This window comes from Albibacterium sp. (assembly GCF_035514885.1).
Taxonomy (GTDB): domain Bacteria; phylum Bacteroidota; class Bacteroidia; order Sphingobacteriales; family Sphingobacteriaceae; genus Albibacterium.
This window is the reverse complement of record NZ_DATJCH010000012.1, coordinates 405,872-431,385: the sequence shown is the minus strand read 5'-3', so window position 1 is coordinate 431,385 and position 25,514 is coordinate 405,872. Positions and strand designations below refer to the sequence as shown.

The following is a 25,514-nucleotide window of genomic DNA, read 5'->3' as shown; positions in this document are numbered from 1 at the left end:
TGATATCGATTGATCTAAAACGAAATTAAATAAAATTTCGGGATAACCTACTTCGAATTTAAAAGAACCTGATACCTAACATGTACGTACCTCGTATAACATAGCAGTAAGCTTAATGAGTGATTCCTACGTTATGTCTACGCTATTTTAATTAAAATAGCGTAGACATAACGCAATAATAGCACAGTAACAACACTGGTATATTAAACATGGTACGTAGAAGTTACGAGCAAGGTTCGAAGGAGAATTACTAAATTGCATCCTTATTATTTTAAATTATGAAAAAAGACGATCGGATCATTCATTCCAAGAATTATAAAAAAGGATCATTTCAAAATCTTTCTCATACTCCGACTATGGCTCCGGATGTTTCTTATTTTCAAATATTAAAGGATATGTTAAGAAGGCCAAAGAGTGTTCGCCCTCAGCAAATTATCCCATCAATTAAAACAGACTTAAGGTCAATTTCATCAAAAGAGCCCGTAATTGTTTGGTTCGGACATTCATCCTACCTTATCCACTGCGATGGAAGAAATATCTTAGTAGATCCCGTTTTTAGCGGCCATGCATCTCCATTTTCTTATATGGTTAGGGCTTTTGATGGATCAAATGTTTATACAGCCGATGATATGCCTGAAATTGAGCTATTGGTTTTAACTCATAATCATTATGATCACATGGACGTTCAAACCATTGATAAATTGAAAGGGAAGGTGAAAAATTATTTAACAGCAATTGGTGTTAAGCAGTCTTTAGAAAAGATGGGTATTGATGCTCAAAAAATAACAGATCTGGACTGGTGGGAAAAGAAAGAATACGAGAATCACTTTGTGCTAACAGCCACACCGGCTAGGCACTTCTCTGGCAGGGGTATAAAAAGAGGTGGAAGTTTATGGGCTTCTTTTGTGTTGGAGATCGATGACTATAGAATCTTTATCGGTGGTGATTCAGGTTATGATACCCACTTCAAATTAATTGGTGATACTTTTGGACCCTTTGATATAGCAATATTGGAATGCGGCCAATACAATAAATCATGGCCTTTTATACATATGATGCCTGAAGAAACTGTAGAGGCTTGTATAGATTTAAATGCAGAAATACTGCTTCCTGTACACTGGGGAAAGTTTGCTTTGGCTAATCATCCCTGGAATGAGCCTATCCAGCGCGTCAAAGAAAGTGCTAAACAGAAAGAGGTAAAAATGCTAAGTCCGATGATAGGAGAACCCATTACTATAAGAAAGAACCTACTTAGCAAAGAACTGACGGAGTCCGAAAGTAATCTGCAAAAAGAATGGTGGAACTTTGACCTATAATAATGGGTGCCTCAAGATAAATTAATTAGTCTTTTTTCTCAACTCTACCACTTTCACGGTCGCTCTTTCTACCAATAGCATAACCACTACCACCACCAATAGCTGCTCCAATGGCTGCACCTCTAACAGGTTTGTCTTTATCTATTAAAGCTCCGCCAATTGCTCCAACACCAGCGCCAATGGCTGTGCCTTTAGCAGCATCGCTCCAACCTTTCTTCTCTTGTTGCTGAGTAGCTTCAGGTGAAGCATGAATTACAGTGCTGGTATTTGATGTTGGTATAACATTCGATTCTTTTTTAGAATAACTTTTACTTTCTTCTTGCTCTGCTAATGCGGCTTTTGCAGCTTCTGCTGTTTTAAAACTATCCAACTTTAAGCTATCACTTATTCGTTTATCAGCCATTTCTTTGGCTAAAGTATCTTCTTTTGTGCCGGATGCATTATTGCATGCTGTCAAAATACCAATTGACATGGCAAACAACATGACAAGAGTTATTGTATTATTTTTCATATTAGTTTTTATTTATAAATATATCAGGATGTGAAATCATCCACGATTTGTATAAGAAATAACTATGCCAAAGTATATATTTTACTTAAATGGAATCGAAATAAGCACTGTCTAAATCCTCGTAAATGGAGTTATTACTTAAGAATTCAGGCACAATAATTTTCATTTTACGAACTATTGATTGGCTATCTTGCTTTTCATTAATATTCAATAATTCAATAATAGCAGCATTGGCTTCTTCATAAGAATGATTTCTTACTTTAGCTATATTTATTTTCTCATGATGAGTAGGGAGGGTAAGCTCAGAAGAAGCAAGGAGTTCTTCGTATAGCTTTTCGCCGGGTCTTAATCCTGTATATACAATTTTAATATCTATCCCTTCAACATAACCAGCAAGTTGGATCATCTTCTTTGCCAAATCAACTATTTTGACCGGCTTGCCCATATCAAAGACGAAGATCTCTCCCCCATGCCCCATCGTTCCTGCTTCTAAAACCAACTGTACGGCTTCAGATATCGTCATGAAATAACGTGTAATCTCAGGGTGCGTAACTGTAACCGGACCTCCTCTTTCAATCTGTGCGCGAAAACGTGGTATTACTGAACCATTAGAACCCAGTACATTACCAAAACGAGTAGTTATGAAACGAGTTTTTACATCAGGTGAATTTAATGCCTGTATATAAATTTCTGCAATGCGCTTAGACGCTCCCATTACATTGGTAGGATTTACCGCTTTGTCTGTAGAGACCATTACAAATTTTTCGGCTTGATATTTCACTGCTAAATCTGCAATATGTTTAGTTCCACCCACATTTACATCAACAGCCTCAAAAGGATTATGCTCCATTAAAGGCACATGCTTATAAGCTGCAGCATGGTAAATTACCTGAACGCTGTATGTCTTAAAGATAGATTCCATCCGATTGATATCACGCACATCCGCTATAACCATCTCAATGTGAGCAGAAGGAAAATTATCCTCCAATTCTAACTGAATAGCATGCAAGGGCGATTCTGCATGGTCGCAAAGGATTAACAATGCCGGTTCGTAATCCAAAACCTGTCGTACAATTTCAGAACCAATAGAGCCTGCAGCACCTGTTATTAAAACACGTTTACCACATATATCTTTTTTTACACGGCTTGGATCAATTACAATTGGTTTTCTTTGCAAAAGATCCTCGATTCGAAGCTCATGCATCTGCTTTCGATTCAGGGTTCCAGAAAGCCACTTACTGGAAGGAGGAACGGTAACGACTTTAATCCCTAAACGAATGCTTCGTTCAATAACAACTTTTTTAGAACGCTCGTCCAAATTTTCATGAACAATTATCAGTTCTTGTATTTTCTTGTATTTTTTAAGCTCAGGCAGCTCTTTAAAGTGATAAACCTTTTTCTGCTCCATATAGCTGTATAATCTATTACGATTAATATCGATAAAACCAACAACGACATAGTTTACTTCCTGATTGCTCTCCAAAGCTTGTTTTACCAATACTGCGTTTTTATCAGAACCATAGATTAGCACATTCACAAAATCTTTACCTGCAAAACGCCGTGTTAAAAACTGATATATATTACGACCAGCTACCCGAAGCATAACCAAAAGAGATGTACTGATAAAGAAATTGATCAGTACAATTAAGAAAAGGTTTTGGTACTCGTTATCAATAATGGATTGCGCAAACAGCAGCATCGCGCTTAAAAAGATAACATTAAACGTTATTGCTGCAGAAAATATACGAAATAAATCTACGCTGTTGGAGTAACGCAGTAAACCGGTGTGCATACGGCCAACATAAAGCGTAGTGATAGCAATAAAGGAGAATGAGATGATATAGATTGAAAAACGTACCGGATTTATTAATGTAAATTCAAAACCCTTAACCAAGAAAAAAGAGAATGAAAATGACCACAAAACTATAAGCAAATCAAGAATTAGGATAGTCCATCTCGATACAGTTTTTCCTTCTACGAGGAACCGTTTCATTTTCTCCTTTATCCTGAAAATAAATTCATTCTGAATCATCATTTAATGGGCCCAGTTTCGCAAAAAAGTTTTTGATTGATAAAAAATTTAATTGTTAATCTTATTCACTAACCAACAATTTTCAAAAATAATCAATAAATGTTCAACACGAAACACTATTATTGATTTTATATTTAATGAATAGCCTAAGATTTAGTTATTTTGTTCTAACTTAAATACATGCAAAGCTGTATAAGATATAGAATGAATAATAAAAAAATTGTAGCTTCTCTAAAAGATGTGAGTAAGGTTTATAAAACCGGAGATACCACAATTATAGCATTAGATAATACGACAGTAGATATATACTCACATGAACTTACACTTATTATGGGTCCATCCGGTTCAGGAAAGACAACTTTATTATCCATCTTGGGCTCGGTAGTTTATCCAAGTTCAGGTGAAGTACTGATAAACAATGAAAATATAAGCGCATATTCTGAAAACAAATTAGCAGCTATCCGCCTACAAAAAATAGGTTTTGTATTTCAACAATTTAATTTACTTCAACCACTTACTGCATTGGAAAATGTTTTACAACCTTTGATATTATCTAAAATGGATCGTGTTAATGCCAGTAAGTTAGCTAAAAGCACTCTGGAGAAGGTGAATATAGCAGACAAGATGCATACTTTACCAAGAAAATTAAGTGGTGGCCAAAAACAGCGTGTAGCAATTGCAAGGGCTTTAGTAACTGACCCTCCTATTTTATTATGTGATGAACCTACCGCCTCCTTAGATTCCAAAAGTGCTTCCTTTGTTATGGAAGAATTAAGATTACTAGCCAATGAAGGTAAAGCCGTTGTGGTGGTAACACACGATTTACGATTGAGAAAATATGCAGATCGAATCATGTATGTTGAAGAAGGAAAACTTTCAGATAATTTAAAAAATGAGGAAGATTATAAATAATATACTTTTGCTGATAGTGATATCAACGGGATTGGCATCTTGCGGAAATAAGTCAGCTGGTAATCAAAGTACAGCTATAGATAGCTTAAGTCAACGCAATGACATAGAAAAAGTTACAGGTATTGGAAAAGTAGAACCTTTGAGTGGATTAGTAGATCTGGCAAGTGATGAAGGAGGGATTATTGAGTCAATTAATAAGAAGGAAGGAGATTCATTAAAGAAAGGAGAAATCATTTTGTCTTTTGATTCAAAGAAGGAGGCTATACAATTGCAGAATCTGAAAATCCAGATTGCTACTCAAAAGCAACGTGTAGAACAAGATCGGGCTAATGAGAAACAATACGAGATAGCTTTACGTGAAAAGTCTGCTGATTTAAAAGTTAGTGAAGAATTAGCACAATCAGGAGCTGAAACCCGGCAACAGGTAGAAACACTTCGCAAAGAACGAGATGTATTGAAGGCTAACTTAGAAGCAGCTCAGAAAAGCACGGCAACGAATCGCTTAATTATTCAGGAGTTAGAAAATGAGATTGAGCAAACAGAATCATCCAGAGCGGATAAACTTATTACAGCGCCGGACAACGGTGTGCTATTATCTTTGAATGCTGAGATTGGTAAGGCAGTAGAGGCCTTTGTTTCCATCGGACAGTTTGCTGCTGATGAACCCCTCATCATCCATGGAGAAGTAGATGAATTGTTTTCTGATAAAATAAAAGTCGGACAAACTGTTAGTATTCATCTGATTGGGAACAATGAGAAAATCGCAAGTGGAGAGATCATTTCACTCTCTCCTATTCTCCAGGATAAATCACTTTTTTATGATGAACCCGGTGAGAGAAACGATCGGCGAGTTAGACGATTTAAGGCGTCCATAGATGAAGAAGCTTCGCTGTTAATTAATAAAAAGGTAGCATGTGTTATTGAGTTATAAGTTCTTTTTATGATCCAGACTGCCTTTAAATTTATGAAGTTCGATATTCCAAAAAGCGTTGGTGTTTTGGTGGGTATCGTTATCAGTGTTTTTTTGATAGGCCAGCAATTGGGAACGCTGAATTTCTTAATGAGATTAATGGGTGGAATTATTGAAAACTCAAATGCACAGAGTACAGAAATATGGGTAATTGATAATACGACCAATAATGTGAATGTACTTACTCCTATTGATCAACGTTTTGTTCAGGAAATTGCCAGCATACAAGGAGTTGCTTATACCGAAGGCATGATCACAACTCCTGCTACCGCAACCTTCGATAATGGAAGAACAGCATCTGTTACTTTAGTGGGTAGCAACGGTCCGCTCTTCCCTGCCGGACCTTTAATTTCAAAAATTACAGAAGGGGATTTACAAGACTTAAATCAATCGGATGCTGTCAGTGCGGAATTTTTCTCCTCAAAAAGCTTGAATGTCTCATTGGACTTGAATCAGACATTCGAACTCAATGGAAAAACAGCGGTTATAAAGGTAATGACCAAAAACATACAGGGTTTTGGTGGAGAGTATATGTACTCTTCCATTGATAATGTACGTTTTTATGCAGACTTCCCTAATTCCAAAGTAAGTGCGGTGGGAGTTAAATTGGTGGAAGGTGCGAATGTCGAATCGGTTGTTAATCGAATCAACTCAAGCTTTAACGGGGTAAAAGCCTGGGATAAAGAAGATTTGAAGAGCTCAAGCATAGAAGAGATTCTGCTAACCTCCAACATGGGGATTAGCTTTGGCTCGTTAATCGTATTTGCCAGTATTAGCGGTTTCTTTATTATCGGCTTAACACTCTATTCATCTGCTTTGGATAGAATGCAGGATTACGGAACCCTAAAAGCTATGGGAGCAACAAGTGGCTATGTAAGCCGATTGATTTTAACACAGGCTTTCCTATATGCAATGATAGGATTCGTGTTTGCTCTTATATTATTGATACTGTTTAAAAATGGAGTGGAAAATGCAGGACTAATAATCAACCTATCAGCAGAGCTTATTTTAACTTTACTAGGTATAACACTTTTCATTTCGGTTGGGGGATCTCTCTTTGCAGTTCGTAAGATTCGCAAACTAGAACCTGCATCTGTATTTTAATTAAAATGTATAAAATGAAGATCGCTAGCTTCTTATCATTCTTTCTGATCATGTCAGCTTTTATCAGCTTCGCTCAGGAAGTTAAGTTAGAATTATCGTTGGAGGAAGCGAGAAGGATAGCTGTTGAAAACAATCCGGATTTTAATATAAATGCACTGGAAGTAGACATTGCAAAAGAAACACAAAAACAGGCTGCGTTAAAGCGAATTCCTCAAATTTATGGTGACTTTAATTTACAGCAGAACCTGATCATCCCAAGTACACCTGTACCTGCAAAAGCTTTTGATCCGAATGCTGGAGATGACGAATTAATGCTTCTACGTTTTACAACCAAATGGACTTCTAATATTGGTGTAAATGCATCGTATGACTTATTTAACCCCAGCCTTCAGGGAGCAGTAAAAGAAGCCGCTATTGAAAGTGAAATCAAAGAAACCGATCATCTATTAGCCAAAAACCAATTATTGTTTGATGTAGGGGACGCTTATTACGCTTGTCTAGTTGCATTAGAGCAAGTTAGATTAGCAGAAGTGGATAGTTTGAGCAAATTTAAAGTAGTAGAAATGACTCAAAAACAATTTGATGCCGGACGTGCTACCTTACCTGTTTTAAACGAAGTTAAGCTAGCTCAGAATAATAGTCGCTCTAACTTTCAGGAAGCATCAAAGATTTTTAAAAACTCCAAAGAAAAACTGCTTGTTTTGCTAGGCTACTCCCCTACAGATCCTGTTAAAATTTCTTTTCAAAAGGAATTAGGAGAAATGCTTTCAGATACAGAAACTTCAAGTAGCGAGGAGCACTTAAGTTTAAACCTTAGAAAGCTGCAACAACAAAGTAAACTTGCAGAGATACAGCTAAATACTGCCAAAAATGGATTCTTACCCACCCTTAGTTTAAACGGTTATTACGGATCTCGTTTTTATGACAATTCCTTCCAGCTATTTAAAGGAGGTAATTGGTTTGGAAATAGCTTTATTAATATCGGGCTTCGAGTGCCAATTACAGAAGGGATAGACCGGATAAAGAAGATTTCTCAATTAAAAATACAACAGCAGATTATAGCAGAATCTATCCGTTCTCAGAGAAATAAACAGCAATTAGACATCAATACAGCACGTGATGACGTAGATTATTATGAACAGGAATTTAAGAGAAAGAAAGAAAACATTGCAATGGCAGAGGAGAATTTAAAGTTGGCAACGCAGCAATATGAAAAAGGGAGAATATTAATTAGTGACTATTATAACGGCGTTTATACATTTCAAAAAGAACGAACAGCTTATTTAGAAAGTCTTTATAAGCTGTTCGTTTCAAAGCTTAGCTTAGAAAAAGCAAGCATGGATTAACTTATTTTTGTGGAGGCAATGAAGGCCTTATCTCTATTTTACTAGGAAGAGAGCGTGAATTCATCTTTAGTATATCTGCTACTAATTCTCCAATATCCTCCTTTTGGATCTTCCAGGCATCTTGGTCATTTACTTCATGTCCATTAAATGCAGTAGCAACAGAACCCGGCATAATGGTAGTTACGCGAATCCCAAACTTACGTATGTCAAGCATAACTGCCTGAGTAAAACCGGTGAGACCGAATTTACTTGCGTTATACGCAGAAGCTCCTTCAAAGAAGTTGGTTCCTGCTAAACTTGATATCGTAATAAAATAACCTTTGCTAGCTTTTAATGCTTCTAAGGAAGCTTTAATACTATAAAAAGGACCAGTTAAGTTGGTATCAATCGTTTCGTGCCATTCTTCAACAGACAAATCGGCAACTGAAGCGAAGTGTCCAACGCCGGCATTAGCTACAAATACATCTACCCTTCCCCACTTCTCTACTACCTCTTTTACAGCTGTAACCTGATCATCGAAAGAACGGACATCTACCTCTAAACCAATTACTGCTCCAACTCCAATTCCTTTTAGTTTTTTAACAGCTTCTAAGGCCCTTGCTTCTGATCTTGATGTAATTGCAACGTTATAACCTTCCTTTAATAGGGATTCGGCAATTCCATATCCAATACCTGAACTTCCGCCTGTGATTATTGCCACTTTATCAATTTGTGTCATAGTCTTAATTTAATAGTATTATAATAATTTAAATATATTAGCACTAAACTACAGGAAATATATGAGAACAATATTTCCAGACTGTAAAATTTTATTTATTAATAATAGAATCGTCAAGTTGCTTTCAGTTTCCGTATATTTATAAATGCAATAACGCATACTAAATATAACAACCATGGGAAGAAATGATAATAAAACCTCGAATAAGAATCAGAAAAAAGCTCCCAAAGATGCAACTGCAGCTGCTTCAAAGGTAGTTTCAGACTATCAGGCTGGTAAGAAAAGCAAATCATCAGACCTGGATAGCAGGAAGAAGTAATTTTAAAGAGTGAGAAAGTTTTTGTTTAGAGTTATTTGTCTTGTAGTTCTTACGCACTCAGTTAATCCGTCTTTTGGTCAGGATGTGGAAGATGAGTACATGATGGAATTAGCGAGAGAATTATTCTTTGGTATTCCAATAAAATCTAACTTAAGCAACTCACTTTCTTTATTAAAACAATCTAATAGGGTTGGTAATATAGCTGTAACAGATAATTCGGTGATGGCTACATTTATTAGTCATCCTTTTCTCAATATTGATTCCTATAAGGGTGATAATGGTTCCGGATTGGTAAGTCTTGAACTCTTATTCCAAAATGATCAGATCTTTGAAAGGAGAATTATAGTAAACAATCAGACCGACCTCAGAGCATTTAATACTTTATATGACCTCTTACAAAGAGTATCATTTCACATAGAAAAGTCTCCATTGAGTTCAAACTTCCATCGCGAAAGCACTCTTTTCTCTGCAAAAGACGGAAGGAATTTGGCACATATTGAACTATTCTATAATTCAACTGTCCTTGACCATGAAAATACAGTAGAGACTATGGATGTAGTTCTTGCCATTTATGATAATACTTTATACTAAAATACTACTTAGTACTTTATCTTCTATTCTTTACTTGTCGCAATCACCCCTATAATTGTCGCATCAAATATACATTTCTGATTTATCTATGCGTTATATTTGTATATATCAACCAGTTAATATATTATGAAAAATTCAATTTATCCATGCCTATGGTTTAATAATGAGGCCGAGGCTGCTGCAAACTTCTATTGTTCTGTTTTTAAAGATTCAGAAATAAAATTAAAAAGCTCTCTAGTTGTAAGCTTTAATTTATATGGACAGAGGTTTATGGGCTTAAATGGAGGCCCCATGTTTAAAAAGAACCCCTCCATTTCTTTTTTTGTATTATGTGAATCCATAGAAGAAACAAATGAAACCTGGGATAAACTTAAAGATGGCGGATCCATACTTATGCCTATTGACAAATATCCTTGGAGCGAACGGTATGGATGGGTTCAAGATCGTTTTGGCGTTAGTTGGCAACTTTACCTGGGGCAAATGAAAGATGTAGGACAAAAGTTTACACCTTCATTCATGTTTGTAAAAGAGCAATCTGGTAAAGCAGAAGAGGCTGTTAATTTTTATACCTCAATCTTTGAAAACTCAAGTATCAATGGCATTTCGAAGTATACTGCTGAAGATGCTGATGTTGAAGGTTATGTGAAACATGCGCAGTTCAAACTTAATGATCAAGTATTTATGGCAATGGACAGTTCTGCAGAGCATGAATTCTCATTCAATGAAGGAATTTCTATCGTGGTGACCTGTAAAACACAGGATGAGATAGATTATTATTGGAATAAGCTATTAGAAAATGGAAGAGAAAGTCAATGCGGTTGGCTAGAAGATAAATATGGCGTTTCATGGCAGATTGTTCCGGCTATTTTAGATGAATTAATGTCTGACCCCACGAAATTCGAGCGTGTAATGCAAGCCGTTATAAAGATGAAAAAACTAGATATTCAAACCATGATTGACGCTTGATTTATTAATATTTAAATAGATTAAACAATTTGAGATTAATAATCTAACTAACAATTAAAATATATTAGTATATAATTTGAAGAAATAGATTTTATACTTTCCATATCTTAAAGATACAGACGATATATTTGCTTAACTTTATTTATAAAAACAATAATTTATGAGCGATTCAACAAACTCCTCTCCAATCAGTAGGGAAATATCTCACAATGTATATTTTGATGGCAAGGTTCAAAGTCTGGGATTAGAAACAGAGCAAGGCAAAGCCACACTAGGTGTAATGAAAAAAGGAACGTATGAATTTTCTACTTCATCACCAGAAAAAATGGTTGTAGTTTCTGGCATTATGGATGTTAAATTACCGAATGTTAGCTGGGAGAAATACATGGAACACGATGAATTTAATGTAGAAGCTAATACAACTTTTGAAGTTATGTGTGATACTGATGTTGCATATATCTGTTATTATGGATAGCTTTTATCCCTAAACCATTTGTGTTTTGATTATTGAAACCTTTAAACGACTGCATGACAAATTAGTTGGCAATGCTGGAGACACATCACTTCAGGCCAGAATATTTCACAAAGTCAGTATAATTGCCCTTATCGGTCTTCCTTTGGCCTTGCTGGTAAATATTATGATCAAAGTGCCCCTGGTCAACGCAGCATTATTCGTGACTTGGATCGTGATTGCTGCAATGTATATCAATTCACGGTATTTTGGCAGATTGCAATCGAGCCTTATTTTATTCAGTGCCGGTACGAGCATACTCATGGCCTTCAATTACTTTATTAATTCTGGCATACAAGGTCCTACCTTAATTCTGTACTTGCTTTCGCTGGTTTTTACATTATCTGTAATGCCGACCAAGCAGTTTTTGTACTGGATGCTTGGCAATGTGAGTATTGTTGGAACACTCTTACTAATTGAATATTATAACACTGATTTTGTTAAAATCACCTATGTCAAGCGCAGCGATTTGTTTCTTGATACCTCTACAACTTATATTTGTGTAGTAATATGCATTGGTACGGTGCTTTCTTATTTAATTAAAAATTACGAACGCGAAAAGGACAATGCGCTGAAAGCTTCCCAAGCATTAGAAGTAGCCAATAATTCAAAGACACGCTTACTATCCATTTTATCTCATGATCTCCGATCTCCGCTTAATTCTATCACAACTTACCTAGAGACACTCAATGGATATGAGTTATCAGCAGAGGAGCGCCAATTCCTCGAAAAGAACCTGCTTAATGAAACAAAAAACATGCAGGTAATGTTGCACAATTTACTGAGCTGGACAAAATCGCAAATGGATGGTGGTACGAGTGTAAATTTGGTTAGATTAAACTTATCTGAAATGGTAGCAGACTGTCTTCTTATTCAACAAACAGCCGCGAAAATAAAATCTGTGGCGATTTATGCTGACGTTGATCCATCTCTTGAGTTATATGCTGATACGGATATGCTTAAACTAGTAATCCAGAATCTGGTGAACAATGCAATTAAATTCACACCTGCAGGTGGTGAGATCCAGATTAACAGCAATTGTGATCGAGGCAGATTGAGATTGAATATCACCGACAATGGCATTGGCATCCCAAAGGAGAGGCAGGCTAATCTCTTTACACTTCATGCAACATCTACCTATGGCACTAATAATGAAAAGGGTGTCGGACTGGGTTTAATCCTGTGCAAAGAGTATACAGAATTGCAGAATATACAAATCAGTTTCAGCAGCCTGCCAGGCAATGGAACAAAGTTTACTTTGGAGTTTGCTGAGCTTGCCAGCGATAATAAGTTAAGCATAAAAAAAACCGGAGATAAGTCTTTGGAACTTAAACTCCGGTAAAGTACCCCCAACAAGATTCGAACTTGTGACCGACGGTTTAGAAAACCGTTGCTCTATCCAGCTGAGCTATGGAGGCTCGTTGTTAAAACGAATGCAAAAATAATAAAATCTTTAACATTTGAGCAAAATTAAAGTAACAATATCTGCATTTCAAATCTTATTTAATAATGCTTAATTAACTCTTTGGAGCATCATTTGTTTCTACAGCACGTTTCTTGTTGAATATCTTACGTTTACCGTTATTGGATTTTTTATTTGTCGGACGGCCATTTGATTTTATTGGCTCTTTTGGTTCTTCACCATAGGTGCTTGCTAATGGAATTCGATCAACTTTCCGATCCATTAATTCTTCGATAGACTTAAATTTACCGTAATCTTTATTATTTACGAAAGTTATTGCAGTACCTGTGCTTTCTGCTCGGGCAGTACGGCCAATTCTATGAATATAATCTTCCGGATCGCCGGGTACATCAAAGTTGACTACCAGATCAATTCCATCAACATCAATTCCTCTTGAAAGGACATCAGTACCCACTAAGACATTCAGCTTTCTATTTTTAAAATCAAGCAGTATCTGTTGCCTTTCATCCTGCTTCAAATCAGAGTGGAAAGCTTTCACTTGTAAGCCGGTCTTCTTCAGGTCTAGGTCTAAGCGTTTTACTTTTTCTTTCGTCGAAGCAAAGACTATTACACTCTTATATGCTCCGTTTTTCAAAATATCTACCAGCAGAGCATTTTTATTCTCATCATAAACACGATAGCATTGCTGAAGAATACCTTCTGCCGGACTTGATGTTGCAATATTTATGTGCTGCGGATTTTTAAGTAGTTTCTGAGCAAATTGCCTGATCTTTGAAGGCATGGTTGCAGAAAAAAGCAATGTTTGACGTTGACTGGGTAGTTTCCGGATAATATGCAATAGATCCTCTTGGAAACCCATATCCAACATCCTGTCTGCCTCATCTAGAACCAGAAATTTGATATCATTAAAAAGGACTCCTCCAGAATTCAAATGAGCAATTAATCTACCCGGTGTAGCTATAACAATATCTACACCTTCCCTTAAAGATTTACGCTGCTGTTCATAATCTGCACCGTTTCCTCCCCCATAAATAGCAATGGAACTAATTCCTGTAAAATAAGCAAGCCCTTCAATCTGTTGGTCGATTTGCAATGCCAGCTCACGTGTAGGAGCTAATACTAAGGCACTTATGGCAGGTTTCTTTTCCAATTTACAAATACCATCCATTACAGGAAGTAAATAAGAAGCTGTTTTCCCCGTACCTGTCTGGGCACACGCAATTAAGTCGTGATTGGATTGAATAAGAGGAATTGCTTGGGCTTGTATTGGAGTAGGGCTTTTATAACCCATACTATTAAGACCGTCTAAAAGACGTTCATCAAAATTAAAATCAGTAAATATCAATATTGTATAATTATTAGAAAGTGTAAAAGTATTAAAAATAAGTGAAAGTCAACCTTTTATCGAAGGTTTTAAACAAACAAAAATGTACTAAATATTTAATAGGTCAAAATACCCAAAAATAATTTCTAATTTTGTATCCCGTACAAAAAGATTAGAAAAAGGTTAGAAACGATCATTTTCTATAAGAATATCCAACAGATTACTATGACAAAATACATTTTCGTTACGGGCGGTGTTACCTCCTCGTTAGGTAAAGGCATTATTTCAGCATCTCTAGCTAAACTTCTTCAGGCGCGTGGCTATAAAGTTACCATTCAAAAATTCGATCCATATATTAATATAGATCCGGGAACTTTAAACCCTTATGAGCATGGAGAGTGCTATGTAACAGAAGATGGCGCAGAAACTGATTTGGACTTAGGTCACTACGAACGATTTTTGGATACCCCTACCTCACAAGCAAATAATATCACCACCGGAAGAATTTATCAAAATGTAATTCAAAAAGAACGGGCTGGTGATTATTTAGGAAAGACAGTTCAGGTTGTTCCACATATTACAGATGAGATTAAACGGAATATGCGTTTGTTGGGTGAGAGCGGCGATTATGATATTGTTATCACTGAACTTGGTGGTACGGTCGGTGATATTGAATCTCTTCCTTTCATTGAAGCAGTTCGTCAACTTCGTTGGGAACTAGGAAGCAACGACTCCCTTGTTATACATTTAACCTTGGTGCCATTTTTAGCAGCCGCAGGTGAACTAAAAACTAAACCAACGCAACACTCGGTTAAAATGCTTTTAGAATACGGTATACAGCCTGATATTTTGGTTTGCCGTACCGAGCATCATTTAAATTCAGAACTCCGAAAAAAGATAGCCCTGTTCTGTAATGTTAATCTGAATGCAGTTGTTGAATCAATTGATGCACCATCAATCTATGATGTTCCTTTATTGATGCTAAGAGAACAACTTGATAAAACTGTTTTAGCAAAATTAAAGCTTCCAACTCGTTCTGAACCTGAACTTTCTTTATGGAAAGACTTTCTTGGTAAAGTTAAAAACCCAACTTCAGAGATTAAGATAGGATTGGTAGGAAAATATGTTGAATTACCCGATGCATATAAATCTATCAACGAGGCATTTATCCATGCAGGTGCGGTAAATGAATGCAAAGTAATTGTAAAATATCTTTCATCTGAAAGTATTACAGAAGCTAATGTTGCTGAAAAGTTAAAAGGCTTAAGCGGTATTTTAGTAGCACCCGGTTTTGGAGAAAGAGGATTGGAAGGCAAAATAGCTTCGATTCAATACGTTCGCGAAAATCAGATACCTTTTTTCGGAATATGTTTAGGGATGCAATGTGCCGTTATTGAATTTGCAAGAAACGTTTTAGGCATAAAGGATGCAAATAGCTTCGAGATGAACTCTAAAACGAAACATCCGGTAATAAACTTGATGGAAGAGCAAAAGAAAATAAAAAATAAAGGTGGAACGATGCGACTTGGCTCCTATCCTTGCGATCTTAAAAAAGGATCAAAAGCTTCTACTATATATAGTAAAACGAAAATAACTGAGCGTCATCGTCATCGCTATGAGTTTAACAATAAATACCTTGATCAATTCGAAAAAGAGGGAATGATTGCTTCTGGAATAAATCCTGATAATGGATTGGTAGAGATTGTAGAGCTTAAAAACCATCCATTTTTTATAGGTTCTCAGTTTCATCCTGAATTAAAATCGACAGTTGTTCATCCGCATCCACTTTTTGTTAACTTTGTAGCCGCTTCTTTACAGCATGCTAGGAAAATTAATGAAGAACGAAAAGTAACTGCTAAATAAAAATCAAAGAATAATATATAAGTATGGATAGAAATACGTTTACCGGCCTCTTTTTAATGTTAATTATTATCGTTGGTTCGGTATTCCTGATGAGACCATCTGAGGAAGAGATTAAAAGAGAGCAGCTTTTACAAGACTCTATTGCACTTGCAAAGACCAAAGGTGCAAATGCGGTTACGAACGATACAACAGCTATTAGTGCCGTTGATAGTAGTCTAATTGCTACTTCAGAACCAGACTCAATAATTGCTACCGGTCCTTTTGGTAGCTCTAAAAAAGGAACTGAAAAACTTATCACATTAGAAAATGAGCTTCTAAAAGTAAATATTTCAAATAGAGGAGGTAGAATTAAGTCTGTTGAGTTGAAGAACGAAGTGGATTATCAGGGAAACCCTTTAATCATGTTTGATGGTGATGATAATACTTTCGGCTTACAATTTTCAACTGCTGGAGAAAACATCAATACTAACAACTTGTATTTTGCCGGTCCGGATCAAGGATTTTCAGTAAGTGATAGTGATTCATCTGCTTTAACTTTACGTTTAAATTATGCTGAGGGCAAGTATATAGATTATATCTACTCTTTAACAGGCAACAGCTACCAGGTTGGTTTCACAGTAGTTACAAAAGGCATGCAGAATGTGGTTGCTCCTAGCCAAAAGCAATTAATCTTAAACTGGAATTCATCCCTTTCTCAAAAGGAAAAAGACATTGCCAATGAGCAACGCTATTCTACTGCATACTTTAGAACAGCTGAAGGAGATGTTGAAAGCTTGAGCACAGGAAAAGATGATCAAGAGGATATTGGCAAAACCAATTGGGTAACATTTAAACAGCATTTCTTCTCAAACTCTTTAATAGCGGATCAGGATTTCGCTGGTGGAACTTTAGCCGTTAATACTACCACAGCAGCAAATGTTGTTAAATCTTTTGAAGCAGATTTAAACCTCGATTTCTCGAGACAAGATATTAATACCTACCCGATGAAATTCTTCTTTGGTCCTAATAAGTATTCTATACTGAAGGATCAAGGATATGACTTCGAAAAACAAATTGATTTAGGATGGGGACCAATGACATGGATCAACAGATTCATTACATTACCAGTTTTTAATGTTCTTGAAGGATTTAACCTGGGATATGGTATAATCATCCTTATTCTTACGATTCTCCTTAAATTAGTTTTATCACCATTGAGCTACAAGTCATACGTTTCTATGGCCAAAATGCGGGTATTAAAACCTGAAATGGATGAAATTAAGAAAAAGGTTGGTGAGGATAACCCTACTCTTTTACAGCAGGAATACCTCAAGCTCTATAAACAAGCTGGTGTAAACCCAATGGGTGGTTGTATTCCAATGATATTACAAATGCCTTTCACCATTGCCTTCTTCTTCTTCTTCCCTAACCTCTTTGAATTGAGAGGAGAAAGCTTCCTATGGATGAATGATTTATCGACCTATGATGCTATTGTAACCTTTAAACCGATCTTCGGCGTTGGACACATTAGTTTAATGGTAATATTGATGACTTTGGCAACATTGCTTTCAACCTGGTATAACAATTCAGTATCAGGCGTAACGGGCCAAATGAAATATATCGGTTACTTTATGCCGTTAATATTCTTATTCGTTTTGAATAGCTATCCATCCGGATTAACTTATTACTATTTCCTTTCAACCTTATTTACATTCGGACAGCAGTTTGCCATTCGTCAGATGATTAATGACGAGAAAATCCATGCAAAACTTCAAGAGCACAAAAAGAAACCTGAATCTAAGAAAAAGAAATCAGGCTTCCAGAAACGTATGGAAGATTACATGCGTCAACAAGCTCCTGCAGCTCAAACTACTCCTAAAAAGAAATAAGACAATATATTAAGACAATAAAAAAGGCGTTCAAAAATTGAACGCCTTTTTTATTGTCTTAATTTTCCTACTTTCTAGTACTCATCTTCGTTAAAAAAGAAATCTTCTTTCGTAGGGTAGTCCGGCCAAATCTCTTCGATATTTTCATAGGGCTCTCCGTCATCCTCCAGGGCTTGTAAGTTTTCTATAACTTCAACAGGAGCACCCGAACGGATTCCATAATCTATTAATTCATCTTTAGTTGCCGGCCAAGGCGCATCTTCTAAGTGTGATGCAAGCTCTAATGTCCAGTACATAATTCGTTGTATTTAGCGTTCAATTTTCCGCAAAAATATAATAATTATTGATATAATCAAATTTATTTAAAAACAATCGTTTATAAACGCGGAACCCAAATATTCTCTTCAATTTTATCATCATAAGATATCTTTCTACCGAGCACAAAAAGGTAATCACTTAGTCGGTTTAAGTAACTCAAAACCTTCTCATCTACAAAGCTTTCACCTGATAAATGTACCGTTATGCGCTCTGCCCGGCGGCATACACATCTCGCTAAGTGACAGCTGGCAACTGGTAAGTCACCGCCTGGTAAAATAAAATGCTTTAAAGGAGGTAAGACCTCATTCATCTTATCAATCTCTTCCTCCAAAAGGGTAATATCTGATTCATAAAGATCAGGTATTTTCATTTTAGATCTTTCCGGGTCAGAAGCTAAGGAAGAGCCAATGGTAAATAAGCGATCTTGAATTTCCTTTAAAACTAATTTTTGTGCTTCATCTATCTCATGACTTCTGATCAATCCAATATATGAATTGAGTTCATCTATCGTACCGTAGCTTTCGATTCTCAAATGATGCTTGGAAACCCTTGTTCCTCCAATTAATGAGGTCTCTCCTTTATCTCCTCTTTTGGTGTAGATTTTCATATTTATATTTTTAATACGTTCAATATAAATAATTAATAGCAATAAAAAAGGCACTTTACCTATTTCAGGATAAAGTGCCTTTTAAAACAAAAATTCTTATTTAGTATACTTTAACTATGTATACGAAGTCTTGAATTTTCTTGATCTGTGCAGTCCTTGAAAGACCTTTTAACAAATTAGTTTTATTAATCTGCATTTTACGATTTAAGTCATCTTTGGATATCGCCTCTATGGACTTAAGCAGATAGCTTGTTTTTATAGCAAAGGCTGCGCCGTCTGCTTCTTTTTGTTTACCGTTAATTACTCCAATCACATTACCGCTATCATCTAAAACGGGTCCACCACTATTTCCCGGGTTAACAGGGATTGATACCTGATAGGCAATCGTATCTCCACCGAAACCTGTATTAGAGCTTAAGTATCCACGACCATATACAGCTTCTTCTCGAGGAAACCCGATGGTATATACATCTTGTCCTAAGTCAGATTCTGTCTTTTTAAATGTATAAGGCAAAGGTGCAGGTTCTTTAAAGGTCGGGTCTACAATTTCCAGAATGGCAATATCATAAGTAGGATCGATATAAACAACTTCAGTTTTAAAAGAAGCACCCTTGGTATTCTGAACATAAATAGAGTCTGCACCATTAATAACATGGTAATTTGTAGCAATATAACCATTGGAGGTTAATGCAAAACCGGTACCACCAAAGGTACTTGGAGCAACTGCTTTTTCACTATTAGAACTTATATTGCTAATAACCTTATTCTGAGCGTTGACATTATTAACGATGCGATTCATATCGCGCTTTAAGGCACTGTATTTACTCGAGTTGTCCTTTACATCACTGTAAAAACCAGACATCCATAAAGTAGAGAAGACAATTAATAAAGCTACAGACGCAGCAATTAAAGCACTATAACCATAATTCTTCCAAAGTTTAATAATACCACTCGAGTTGGATTTCTTATAGACTTTCGGAATTTCAAGCTTCGATTGAATACTTTCTAATTTCGATCTGAAATCAATTCTATTTTGATATTCGTTTAACTTTTCTAATAACAGAACGTGTTCACGGTATTTTGATGCTTCAGTTGGATTTTCTTTACAATAATCCTCAAACAATCTTCTCTCCTCGTCATTCATGCTTCCACGAACATAGCTATCTGCCTGTTCAATAAAATCAATACCCTTTTTCATTTCATCCTTATATTTAGCCGAAAAATAACTTTTTCAGGCGTTGTAAACATTTGTACTTCTGTGTTTTAGCGTTATCTGCATTTGTATAACCAAATTTCTCGCAAATCTCTTGCATGGACAGATTCCGCAAATAAAAATCACTTATTATAGTCTGACACGGTTCTCCAAGTAAATGAAGCGATTGCTCCATTAGTAAAAACTGATCTTCCTTTAATTGATATTCGAGCAAATCACTTTCTACTGCAACTATTTCTTCATGTTCCTGCACGTTGAAGCTCATCCTATCATTTTTGCTCAATCTTTTAAGCCATAATCGTCTGCATACGGAATATAAGAATGTTTTTAATTTACTGCTTAAAACAAAATCTCCACTATTTACTCGATCATATAAAACAATCACAGCTTCTTGAAAGATATCTTTTGCATCGTCCTCACTTCCATTGTTTTTAGTTATTAGCTGAAAAACCATTGGAAAGTAAGAAGTATATAAATATTCCAATTCAATCGTAGAGCCCTTTGCTATACCTTCAATAACTTCTTGATCACTCAGTTCCTGACTTTTTATGTTGCTCACCATTTAATACTTAAAACGAATAAAAGTAACCCAATTTTCTCACTATAAAGGAAACAAATTTACATTCAACTGATTCAATACACAATTAATATTATTCTTAAATTTTTAAATAGTTGGGTTACCTTTTTCATCTAAGTGTATTAAGTGTAAAATAACATGTTATTTAAAAAACAACAAAACAATTAAAAAATGAAAAATTTATTCAAATTTGGTTTCTTAGGATTAGCTTTAACTCTTGCTGTATCAGCTTGTAACACTCAACCAGCTGCAACTGAAGCAGATGATGTTGACGTAATTGTTAACGAAGATACAACTGTAATCAACGACATCGATACAACTGTTATTGACACTGCTGCTATCGATACTAACGTTGTAAACTAATTTTAGTTATTTCGATAAAAAAACCTGTACGAAAACGTACAGGTTTTTTTTATTCTTTTTTTTATTGAGTTATTTATATATAATTCCAGCTCTTCGGAATTTTTTAGCTTCTTTCCTTTTTTGTACATTTACCGACCTTAAAGAATATATAAATGAATTTCTCTCCCCTTACCACTATTTCTCCCATAGACGGGCGTTATCATAAATCAACAAGTAATCTATCTAACTATTTCTCTGAGTTTGCGCTTATCCATTTTCGCGTTTATATCGAAATTGAGTATTTCATCGCTTTATGTGATTGCGAAATCCCGCAACTACCGAAACTCAGTACTGAAGTAAGGGCACAACTATTGAAGTTGGCTAATGAATTCACAGAAAAGGATGCAGAAGAAATAAAGGAAATTGAGAAAACAACCAATCACGATGTTAAAGCAGTTGAATATTTTATTAAGGATAGATTCGATTTACTAGGACTACAAGAATACAAGGAATTTATCCATTTTGGCCTAACATCACAAGATATTAATAATACAGCCATTCCTTACTCTTGGAAAAAAGCACTTACAGAAGTTTATTTACCAGAGTTAAGCTTAATAACTAACAAGCTTCACAAGCTGGCTTCAAATTGGAAAGACATTGCTCTACTTGCCAGGACGCATGGTCAGCCTGCCTCACCAACCCGTTTGGGAAAAGAGATCCTAGTTTTTTGTGAACGTTTAGAAAATCAGATCAAGCAAATACATCAAATCCCATTTTCTGCAAAATTTGGAGGAGCAACTGGTAATTTCAATGCACACCATCTTGCATATCCTGCTATTGACTGGGCTGAATTCGGGAATAATTTCGTTAATGAACAACTTGGATTATCACGTTCGCAATATACAACTCAGATTGAACACTATGATAACTTCGCCGCACATTGCGATGCGATGAAACGTATTAATAATATATTTATCGATTTAAGCCGAGATATATGGACTTATGTATCCATGGATTATTTCAAGCAAGAAATCGTAGCCGGACAGATTGGATCTTCAGCTATGCCTCATAAAGTTAATCCAATAGATTTTGAAAATGCTGAAGGAAACTTAGGTATCGCTAATGCTCTTTTTGAACACTTAGCAGCTAAACTACCTATTTCAAGACTTCAACGTGATTTAACCGACTCAACCGTTTTACGGAATATTGGTGTTCCGGTAGCACATACAATGATTGCTCTAAAATCATTAATGCGCGGGTTAAATAAGTTGATCATTAATGAAACGGCAATACGTGCTGATTTAGAAAACAATTGGGCCGTTGTAGCAGAAGGGATACAAACTATTCTTCGGAGAGAAGGTTATCCAAAACCATATGAAGCTTTAAAGGATTTAACTCGTACAAATACAAAGGTCAATGAGCAGGTTATTGCTGACTTCGTTGAGAATCTGAATGTTTCTGATTCTATAAAGAAAGAAATTAAATCGATTACACCCTGGAACTATACAGGCATATAATTTCATATAAATTTTTTCCGCAACTATAATATATCAATATATTATAATGATATATTTGCAGTTAAATGTTTAATGCCCGGGTGGCGAAATTGGTAGACGCACCATCTTGAGGGGGTGGCGCCCAAAGGGCGTGGCAGTTCGAATCTGCTCCCGGGTACATTACTCCTTCTATCCATTATTTACAATTCACTTTTCATTCTAATACTATTCAAACTATCCTTCAGCATGAATAAGGTTTGAACAGTCCCATTATCACTTTTTGAGATCGAATAAAATTATATTCAGTGTCTTATTCTGTTAAGGATTCAATTTTAAAGGAAAATTATCTGTTATCTGGAAAACGAGATCATAAGAATACTGGTTTGAACTTTTATATGAGAAGAATTGCAAGAAAGACAAGAGGAAGAGATGAGAAAAGAAATATTTAGCCCCAAATGCACTCAATTGTACATCAGGGCTAAAATTTCTAACAAAAACATCCGAAAGTATATAATTAATTTATAAAAAGAGAATTTAAACGACAAAATATATAGATATACTTACATTTAGGTATGTAATCCGCATTTATATTAAACTATTATTGCTATTTTCTTAAATCTTTCCTACAACTACTTGAATCATTTTATTAAAGTCTAAATATTCAGTAGCGAGATTCAATAAAGCTTCTGGTGTAATATCCGTTACTTGCTGAGTATAGTAATCAAAATAATCGAGTGTAAGACCTGAGAAGTAAGCTTGTTTAAACTTATCCGTATGTGAAAAAACATCCTCCAGGCTTCCTAACATGGATCCTAACAGATAATTCTTAACCAGGGTTAACTCTTCCTCAGAAATTTCCTCAGTTCTTAACCGGTTAATCTCAAATTCGATTTCTTTCAACGTGTTGGCACAAACTTCAGTTCCAACTTCAGACGATATTGTAAAGAATGCTGTATGCTTCAAAGAACCTAAGCCCGATCCGATCCCATACGTATAACCTTTATCTTCGCGGATATTCATCATCAAACGTGAACCAAAATAGCCTCCCAAAGTTGTGTTTAATACTTGTAAAGCTGGGAAGTCTGGATGAGATCGCTGAATACTTAATTGTCCGATACGAATAGCAGATTGTACGCCCCTCTCCCTTTCCATCACAACCTTCTGCGCGGGTACTGCATTAAATACTGGCATAGACAAGGATGGTACTTCTGCGGTTTTTCTCCAATTATTATCAATGGTATTGCTAATGTAATTTATTGTTTCATTTGAGATCTTTCCTGAAACAAATATTGTACAGTTAGCAGGAATTATTTGTCGTTTAAAAAGCGTTATCAAATCAGCACGATTTAATTGATCAAAATCGCTCTCTTTTTGAATATAACCGTAATTACTATTTCCAAAAAGAGTGTTATTAAACTGGCGTCTGGCTAAATAGTCGTTTTTCTCTAAAGCTATTTTCAAAGACTGCTTTGAGTTGCGTTTATAGGTATCTAATTCCTGCTGAGGAAATATTGCATCATTTAATATTTCAAGAGCAATAGGTAATAGATTATCTAAATACTTCGTTAAAGTAACCAGATTTAAGGTTGTTTGATCATAGTTGTATTCAGGAAAAAGATAGGCTCCATAAAAGTCAACCTTTTCAGCAATCTGTGCACTGGAATATTTAGAGGTTCCCTCCAACAACATCGCACTAAGTGCAGAATTTATATTGGGTGTATTGGCCTGAAAATCGGCATTTTCGAATACCCATTGAATGCGAACAAGTTCCTGATCGCCGGCATTAAACATAAAAAGATTAGAACCATTGGATAGTTTCAATGATTCCGGAGAAATTATATTGACACTTTCAATTGGATGAAAAGTGGGTGGATTGATTCTATTAAGCATGGTCTGGAGCTAAGTAAATTAAAGTTGACGAATTATCTTTCTTAAAGATTTCATTACTTGTGTTTCGAATATCTTCAACAGAAACAGCTAAATATTTCTCTGTCTCTTTATTAATTCCTTCTGCATCACCCAATAATTCAAAATAAGAAAGATTCATGGCTTTGTTTAGAATTGACATTTCTGAAAAAACCATTGTGGATTCCATCTTATTCTTCACTTTCTCGAGTTCATAGTCCAAAACGAATTCGGATTTCATCTTTTCTAGTTCATCCCAAATGGCAGCTTCTGCAGTTTCTATAGATACACCAGGCAAAGGCTTTCCTTCTATAATAAATAACCCAGCATCTATGCTCCCGGTAATATAAGCATGAATATCACTAAAAATCTCTTGCTCTTTCAATAGACGACGATATAAGCGGGAAGACTGCCCTTGTGATAAAAGATCCGAAATTAAATCAGCAATATAATATTCTCTTTGCGTTCTTGATGCCATATGAAAAGCAATATAGATGCTATTTGCAGGAACATCAGAATGTATAACTTCCCTTCTCTCCTCCGATTGTTTAGGCTCTGCAGGTAGATCTCTTTCATATTTTATTCCTTGAGGAATGGTTTCAAACCAGTGTTCAGCTAATTTTTTTATTTCATCGGTTTTAACATTCCCGGCTACTACCAAAATAGCATTCTGTGGATTATAATGCTTCTTAAAAAAAGCTTTCACATCTTCAATTTTTGCATTTTCTATATGAGAAAGTTCTTTTCCAATGGTAGCCCATCTGTAAGGATGCTTCTTATAGGCTAATGGCCGTAATTTCAACCAAACATCACCATAGGGCTGATTCAGGTAACGTTGTTTAAACTCTTCGCAGACTACATTTCGTTGAACTTCTAAACTTCTTTCACTAAAAGCTAAACTTAACATCCTATCGCTTTCCAACCAAAACGCAGTTTCTAGGTTTACGACTGGCAATGTAATGTAATAGTTAGTTATATCGTTACTTGTAAACGCGTTATTCTCACCACCAACCAATTGTAATGGTTTATCATATTGTGGAATATTCACCGATCCACCAAACATAAGATGTTCAAATAAATGTGCGAAGCCTGTCTGATCTTCATCTTCGTCGCGTGCTCCGACATCATAAAGAATATTCATAACGGCCATCGGAGTTGAGGGATCTTCATGAACCAAAACTCTGAGGCCGTTTTTTAATATGAATCGATTATATTTTACCATGATTTGTATTTCTATTTAACATTGAATCCAGCAAATTTACTTAAATAAGGAAAGATTAAG

At 35.6% G+C, this 25,514-nt stretch carries 24 protein-coding genes and 2 tRNA genes; 15 read left to right on the top strand and 11 right to left on the bottom strand.

Annotated elements, in window-relative coordinates:
- Positions 1-278 precede the first annotated feature (278 nt).
- Positions 279-1,316, top strand: a complete 1,038-nt coding sequence (locus VL047_RS05850; RefSeq protein WP_325359160.1) for an MBL fold metallo-hydrolase — start codon at positions 279-281, stop codon at positions 1,314-1,316.
- A 25-nt stretch (positions 1,317-1,341) separates the two neighbouring features.
- Here VL047_RS05850 and VL047_RS05845 read toward each other — a convergent pair whose 3' ends face one another.
- Positions 1,342-1,827 carry a YMGG-like glycine zipper-containing protein gene (locus VL047_RS05845; protein WP_325359159.1) on the bottom strand — a complete coding sequence of 162 codons (486 nt, stop codon included), beginning with the start codon at positions 1,825-1,827 and terminating at the stop codon, positions 1,342-1,344.
- Between the two features lie 85 nt (positions 1,828-1,912).
- Positions 1,913-3,820 carry a nucleoside-diphosphate sugar epimerase/dehydratase gene (locus tag VL047_RS05840; RefSeq protein ID WP_325359158.1) on the bottom strand — a complete coding sequence of 636 codons (1,908 nt, stop codon included), beginning with the start codon at positions 3,818-3,820 and terminating at the stop codon, positions 1,913-1,915.
- A gap of 243 nt (positions 3,821-4,063) precedes the next feature.
- Here VL047_RS05840 and VL047_RS05835 point away from each other — a divergent pair, with 243 nt between their 5' ends.
- Genes VL047_RS05835 through VL047_RS05820 form a run of 4 tightly spaced genes read left to right on the top strand, consistent with a single transcriptional unit; the run spans position 4,064 to position 8,191 of the window.
- Positions 4,064-4,771 carry an ABC transporter ATP-binding protein gene (locus VL047_RS05835; protein WP_325359157.1) on the top strand — a complete coding sequence of 236 codons (708 nt, stop codon included), beginning with the start codon at positions 4,064-4,066 and terminating at the stop codon, positions 4,769-4,771.
- On the top strand, positions 4,752-5,702 hold the full coding sequence (locus VL047_RS05830; protein ID WP_325359156.1) for an HlyD family secretion protein: 951 nt from the start codon (positions 4,752-4,754) through the stop codon (positions 5,700-5,702). Before VL047_RS05835 ends, VL047_RS05830 begins: the two co-directional genes overlap by 20 nt.
- A gap of 9 nt (positions 5,703-5,711) precedes the next feature.
- The gene (locus VL047_RS05825) at positions 5,712-6,845 is read left to right on the top strand and encodes an ABC transporter permease (protein ID WP_325359155.1); all 1,134 of its coding nucleotides are present in this window, start codon (positions 5,712-5,714) and stop codon (positions 6,843-6,845) included.
- A gap of 14 nt (positions 6,846-6,859) precedes the next feature.
- The gene (locus VL047_RS05820) at positions 6,860-8,191 is read left to right on the top strand and encodes a TolC family protein (RefSeq protein ID WP_325359154.1); all 1,332 of its coding nucleotides are present in this window, start codon (positions 6,860-6,862) and stop codon (positions 8,189-8,191) included.
- 1 nt (position 8,192) lies between these two features.
- Here VL047_RS05820 and VL047_RS05815 read toward each other — a convergent pair whose 3' ends face one another.
- Positions 8,193-8,909, bottom strand: a complete 717-nt coding sequence (locus VL047_RS05815; protein ID WP_325359153.1) for an SDR family oxidoreductase — start codon at positions 8,907-8,909, stop codon at positions 8,193-8,195.
- A 175-nt stretch (positions 8,910-9,084) separates the two neighbouring features.
- Here VL047_RS05815 and VL047_RS05810 point away from each other — a divergent pair, with 175 nt between their 5' ends.
- The 5 genes from VL047_RS05810 to VL047_RS05790 all read left to right on the top strand — a co-directional run bounded on the left by VL047_RS05810 (position 9,085) and on the right by VL047_RS05790 (position 12,638).
- On the top strand, positions 9,085-9,228 hold the full coding sequence (locus VL047_RS05810; protein ID WP_325359152.1) for a hypothetical protein: 144 nt from the start codon (positions 9,085-9,087) through the stop codon (positions 9,226-9,228).
- Positions 9,229-9,237: 9 nt separating this feature from the next.
- On the top strand, positions 9,238-9,819 hold the full coding sequence (locus VL047_RS05805) for a hypothetical protein (RefSeq protein WP_325359151.1): 582 nt from the start codon (positions 9,238-9,240) through the stop codon (positions 9,817-9,819).
- Between the two features lie 126 nt (positions 9,820-9,945).
- On the top strand, positions 9,946-10,785 hold the full coding sequence (locus VL047_RS05800) for a VOC family protein (RefSeq protein WP_325359150.1): 840 nt from the start codon (positions 9,946-9,948) through the stop codon (positions 10,783-10,785).
- A gap of 160 nt (positions 10,786-10,945) precedes the next feature.
- Positions 10,946-11,260: a pyrimidine/purine nucleoside phosphorylase gene (locus tag VL047_RS05795; RefSeq protein ID WP_325359149.1), complete on the top strand. Its 315-nt coding sequence runs from the start codon at positions 10,946-10,948 to the stop codon at positions 11,258-11,260.
- 25 nt (positions 11,261-11,285) lie between these two features.
- A complete protein-coding gene (locus VL047_RS05790) occupies positions 11,286-12,638 on the top strand; it encodes a HAMP domain-containing sensor histidine kinase (protein ID WP_325359148.1) in 1,353 nt (450 codons plus the stop codon).
- 2 nt (positions 12,639-12,640) lie between these two features.
- On the opposite strand, the gene VL047_RS05785 is transcribed toward VL047_RS05790, so the two are convergent.
- Both VL047_RS05785 and VL047_RS05780 read right to left on the bottom strand, forming a co-directional pair.
- Positions 12,641-12,714, bottom strand: a tRNA-Arg gene (locus VL047_RS05785).
- Positions 12,715-12,813: 99 nt separating this feature from the next.
- Complete coding sequence (locus tag VL047_RS05780; protein WP_325359147.1) at positions 12,814-14,064, bottom strand: DEAD/DEAH box helicase; 1,251 nt, start codon at positions 14,062-14,064, stop codon at positions 12,814-12,816.
- A gap of 204 nt (positions 14,065-14,268) precedes the next feature.
- Between VL047_RS05780 and VL047_RS05775 the strand changes: the two genes are divergently transcribed.
- Both VL047_RS05775 and yidC read left to right on the top strand, forming a co-directional pair.
- Positions 14,269-15,906, top strand: a complete 1,638-nt coding sequence (locus VL047_RS05775; RefSeq protein ID WP_325359146.1) for a CTP synthase — start codon at positions 14,269-14,271, stop codon at positions 15,904-15,906.
- 23 nt (positions 15,907-15,929) lie between these two features.
- Complete coding sequence (gene yidC / locus VL047_RS05770; protein WP_325359145.1) at positions 15,930-17,774, top strand: membrane protein insertase YidC; 1,845 nt, start codon at positions 15,930-15,932, stop codon at positions 17,772-17,774.
- A gap of 74 nt (positions 17,775-17,848) precedes the next feature.
- Here yidC and VL047_RS05765 read toward each other — a convergent pair whose 3' ends face one another.
- The 4 genes from VL047_RS05765 to VL047_RS05750 form a co-directional block, all read right to left on the bottom strand.
- Positions 17,849-18,070, bottom strand: a complete 222-nt coding sequence (locus VL047_RS05765) for a DUF2795 domain-containing protein (RefSeq protein ID WP_132221110.1) — start codon at positions 18,068-18,070, stop codon at positions 17,849-17,851.
- 80 nt (positions 18,071-18,150) lie between these two features.
- A complete protein-coding gene (locus VL047_RS05760; protein ID WP_325359144.1) occupies positions 18,151-18,699 on the bottom strand; it encodes a cob(I)yrinic acid a,c-diamide adenosyltransferase in 549 nt (182 codons plus the stop codon).
- 100 nt (positions 18,700-18,799) lie between these two features.
- Positions 18,800-19,897: a S1C family serine protease gene (locus tag VL047_RS05755; RefSeq protein WP_325359143.1), complete on the bottom strand. Its 1,098-nt coding sequence runs from the start codon at positions 19,895-19,897 to the stop codon at positions 18,800-18,802.
- A gap of 13 nt (positions 19,898-19,910) precedes the next feature.
- Positions 19,911-20,474, bottom strand: a complete 564-nt coding sequence (locus VL047_RS05750) for a sigma-70 family RNA polymerase sigma factor (RefSeq protein ID WP_325359142.1) — start codon at positions 20,472-20,474, stop codon at positions 19,911-19,913.
- A gap of 186 nt (positions 20,475-20,660) precedes the next feature.
- Between VL047_RS05750 and VL047_RS05745 the strand changes: the two genes are divergently transcribed.
- The 3 genes from VL047_RS05745 to VL047_RS05735 all read left to right on the top strand — a co-directional run bounded on the left by VL047_RS05745 (position 20,661) and on the right by VL047_RS05735 (position 22,505).
- On the top strand, positions 20,661-20,852 hold the full coding sequence (locus VL047_RS05745) for a hypothetical protein (protein WP_325359141.1): 192 nt from the start codon (positions 20,661-20,663) through the stop codon (positions 20,850-20,852).
- A gap of 152 nt (positions 20,853-21,004) precedes the next feature.
- Entirely contained in the window at positions 21,005-22,348 is a 1,344-nt protein-coding gene (gene purB / locus VL047_RS05740; protein ID WP_325359140.1) for an adenylosuccinate lyase, read from the top strand.
- Between the two features lie 74 nt (positions 22,349-22,422).
- Positions 22,423-22,505 (top strand) — tRNA-Leu (locus VL047_RS05735).
- Positions 22,506-22,939: 434 nt separating this feature from the next.
- On the opposite strand, the gene VL047_RS05730 is transcribed toward VL047_RS05735, so the two are convergent.
- Both VL047_RS05730 and VL047_RS05725 read right to left on the bottom strand, forming a co-directional pair.
- Entirely contained in the window at positions 22,940-24,217 is a 1,278-nt protein-coding gene (locus VL047_RS05730; RefSeq protein WP_325359139.1) for a pitrilysin family protein, read from the bottom strand.
- A complete protein-coding gene (locus tag VL047_RS05725; protein ID WP_325359138.1) occupies positions 24,210-25,454 on the bottom strand; it encodes a pitrilysin family protein in 1,245 nt (414 codons plus the stop codon). The genes VL047_RS05730 and VL047_RS05725 overlap by 8 nt, the downstream gene beginning before the upstream one ends.
- Positions 25,455-25,514 lie beyond the last annotated feature (60 nt).

What these genes read in the sequence shown, in the direction of transcription:
- VL047_RS05745 (WP_325359141.1), top strand. Translation starts at nt 20,661, where the DNA reads ATGAAAAATTTATTCAAATTTGGTTTCTTAGGATTAGCTTTAACTCTT.
- VL047_RS05795 (WP_325359149.1), top strand. Translation starts at nt 10,946, where the DNA reads ATGAGCGATTCAACAAACTCCTCTCCAATCAGTAGGGAAATATCTCAC.
- yidC (WP_325359145.1), top strand. Translation starts at nt 15,930, where the DNA reads ATGGATAGAAATACGTTTACCGGCCTCTTTTTAATGTTAATTATTATC.
- VL047_RS05755 (WP_325359143.1), bottom strand. Translation starts at nt 19,897, where the DNA reads ATGAAAAAGGGTATTGATTTTATTGAACAGGCAGATAGCTATGTTCGT.
- VL047_RS05725 (WP_325359138.1), bottom strand. Translation starts at nt 25,454, where the DNA reads ATGGTAAAATATAATCGATTCATATTAAAAAACGGCCTCAGAGTTTTG.
- VL047_RS05850 (WP_325359160.1), top strand. Translation starts at nt 279, where the DNA reads ATGAAAAAAGACGATCGGATCATTCATTCCAAGAATTATAAAAAAGGA.
- VL047_RS05730 (WP_325359139.1), bottom strand. Translation starts at nt 24,217, where the DNA reads ATGCTTAATAGAATCAATCCACCCACTTTTCATCCAATTGAAAGTGTC.
- VL047_RS05750 (WP_325359142.1), bottom strand. Translation starts at nt 20,474, where the DNA reads ATGGTGAGCAACATAAAAAGTCAGGAACTGAGTGATCAAGAAGTTATT.
- VL047_RS05830 (WP_325359156.1), top strand. Translation starts at nt 4,752, where the DNA reads ATGAGGAAGATTATAAATAATATACTTTTGCTGATAGTGATATCAACG.
- VL047_RS05825 (WP_325359155.1), top strand. Translation starts at nt 5,712, where the DNA reads ATGATCCAGACTGCCTTTAAATTTATGAAGTTCGATATTCCAAAAAGC.
- VL047_RS05760 (WP_325359144.1), bottom strand. Translation starts at nt 18,699, where the DNA reads ATGAAAATCTACACCAAAAGAGGAGATAAAGGAGAGACCTCATTAATT.
- VL047_RS05800 (WP_325359150.1), top strand. Translation starts at nt 9,946, where the DNA reads ATGAAAAATTCAATTTATCCATGCCTATGGTTTAATAATGAGGCCGAG.
- VL047_RS05815 (WP_325359153.1), bottom strand. Translation starts at nt 8,909, where the DNA reads ATGACACAAATTGATAAAGTGGCAATAATCACAGGCGGAAGTTCAGGT.
- VL047_RS05840 (WP_325359158.1), bottom strand. Translation starts at nt 3,820, where the DNA reads ATGAAACGGTTCCTCGTAGAAGGAAAAACTGTATCGAGATGGACTATC.
- purB (WP_325359140.1), top strand. Translation starts at nt 21,005, where the DNA reads ATGAATTTCTCTCCCCTTACCACTATTTCTCCCATAGACGGGCGTTAT.
- VL047_RS05820 (WP_325359154.1), top strand. Translation starts at nt 6,860, where the DNA reads ATGAAGATCGCTAGCTTCTTATCATTCTTTCTGATCATGTCAGCTTTT.
- VL047_RS05835 (WP_325359157.1), top strand. Translation starts at nt 4,064, where the DNA reads ATGAATAATAAAAAAATTGTAGCTTCTCTAAAAGATGTGAGTAAGGTT.
- VL047_RS05765 (WP_132221110.1), bottom strand. Translation starts at nt 18,070, where the DNA reads ATGTACTGGACATTAGAGCTTGCATCACACTTAGAAGATGCGCCTTGG.
- VL047_RS05775 (WP_325359146.1), top strand. Translation starts at nt 14,269, where the DNA reads ATGACAAAATACATTTTCGTTACGGGCGGTGTTACCTCCTCGTTAGGT.
- VL047_RS05810 (WP_325359152.1), top strand. Translation starts at nt 9,085, where the DNA reads ATGGGAAGAAATGATAATAAAACCTCGAATAAGAATCAGAAAAAAGCT.
- VL047_RS05845 (WP_325359159.1), bottom strand. Translation starts at nt 1,827, where the DNA reads ATGAAAAATAATACAATAACTCTTGTCATGTTGTTTGCCATGTCAATT.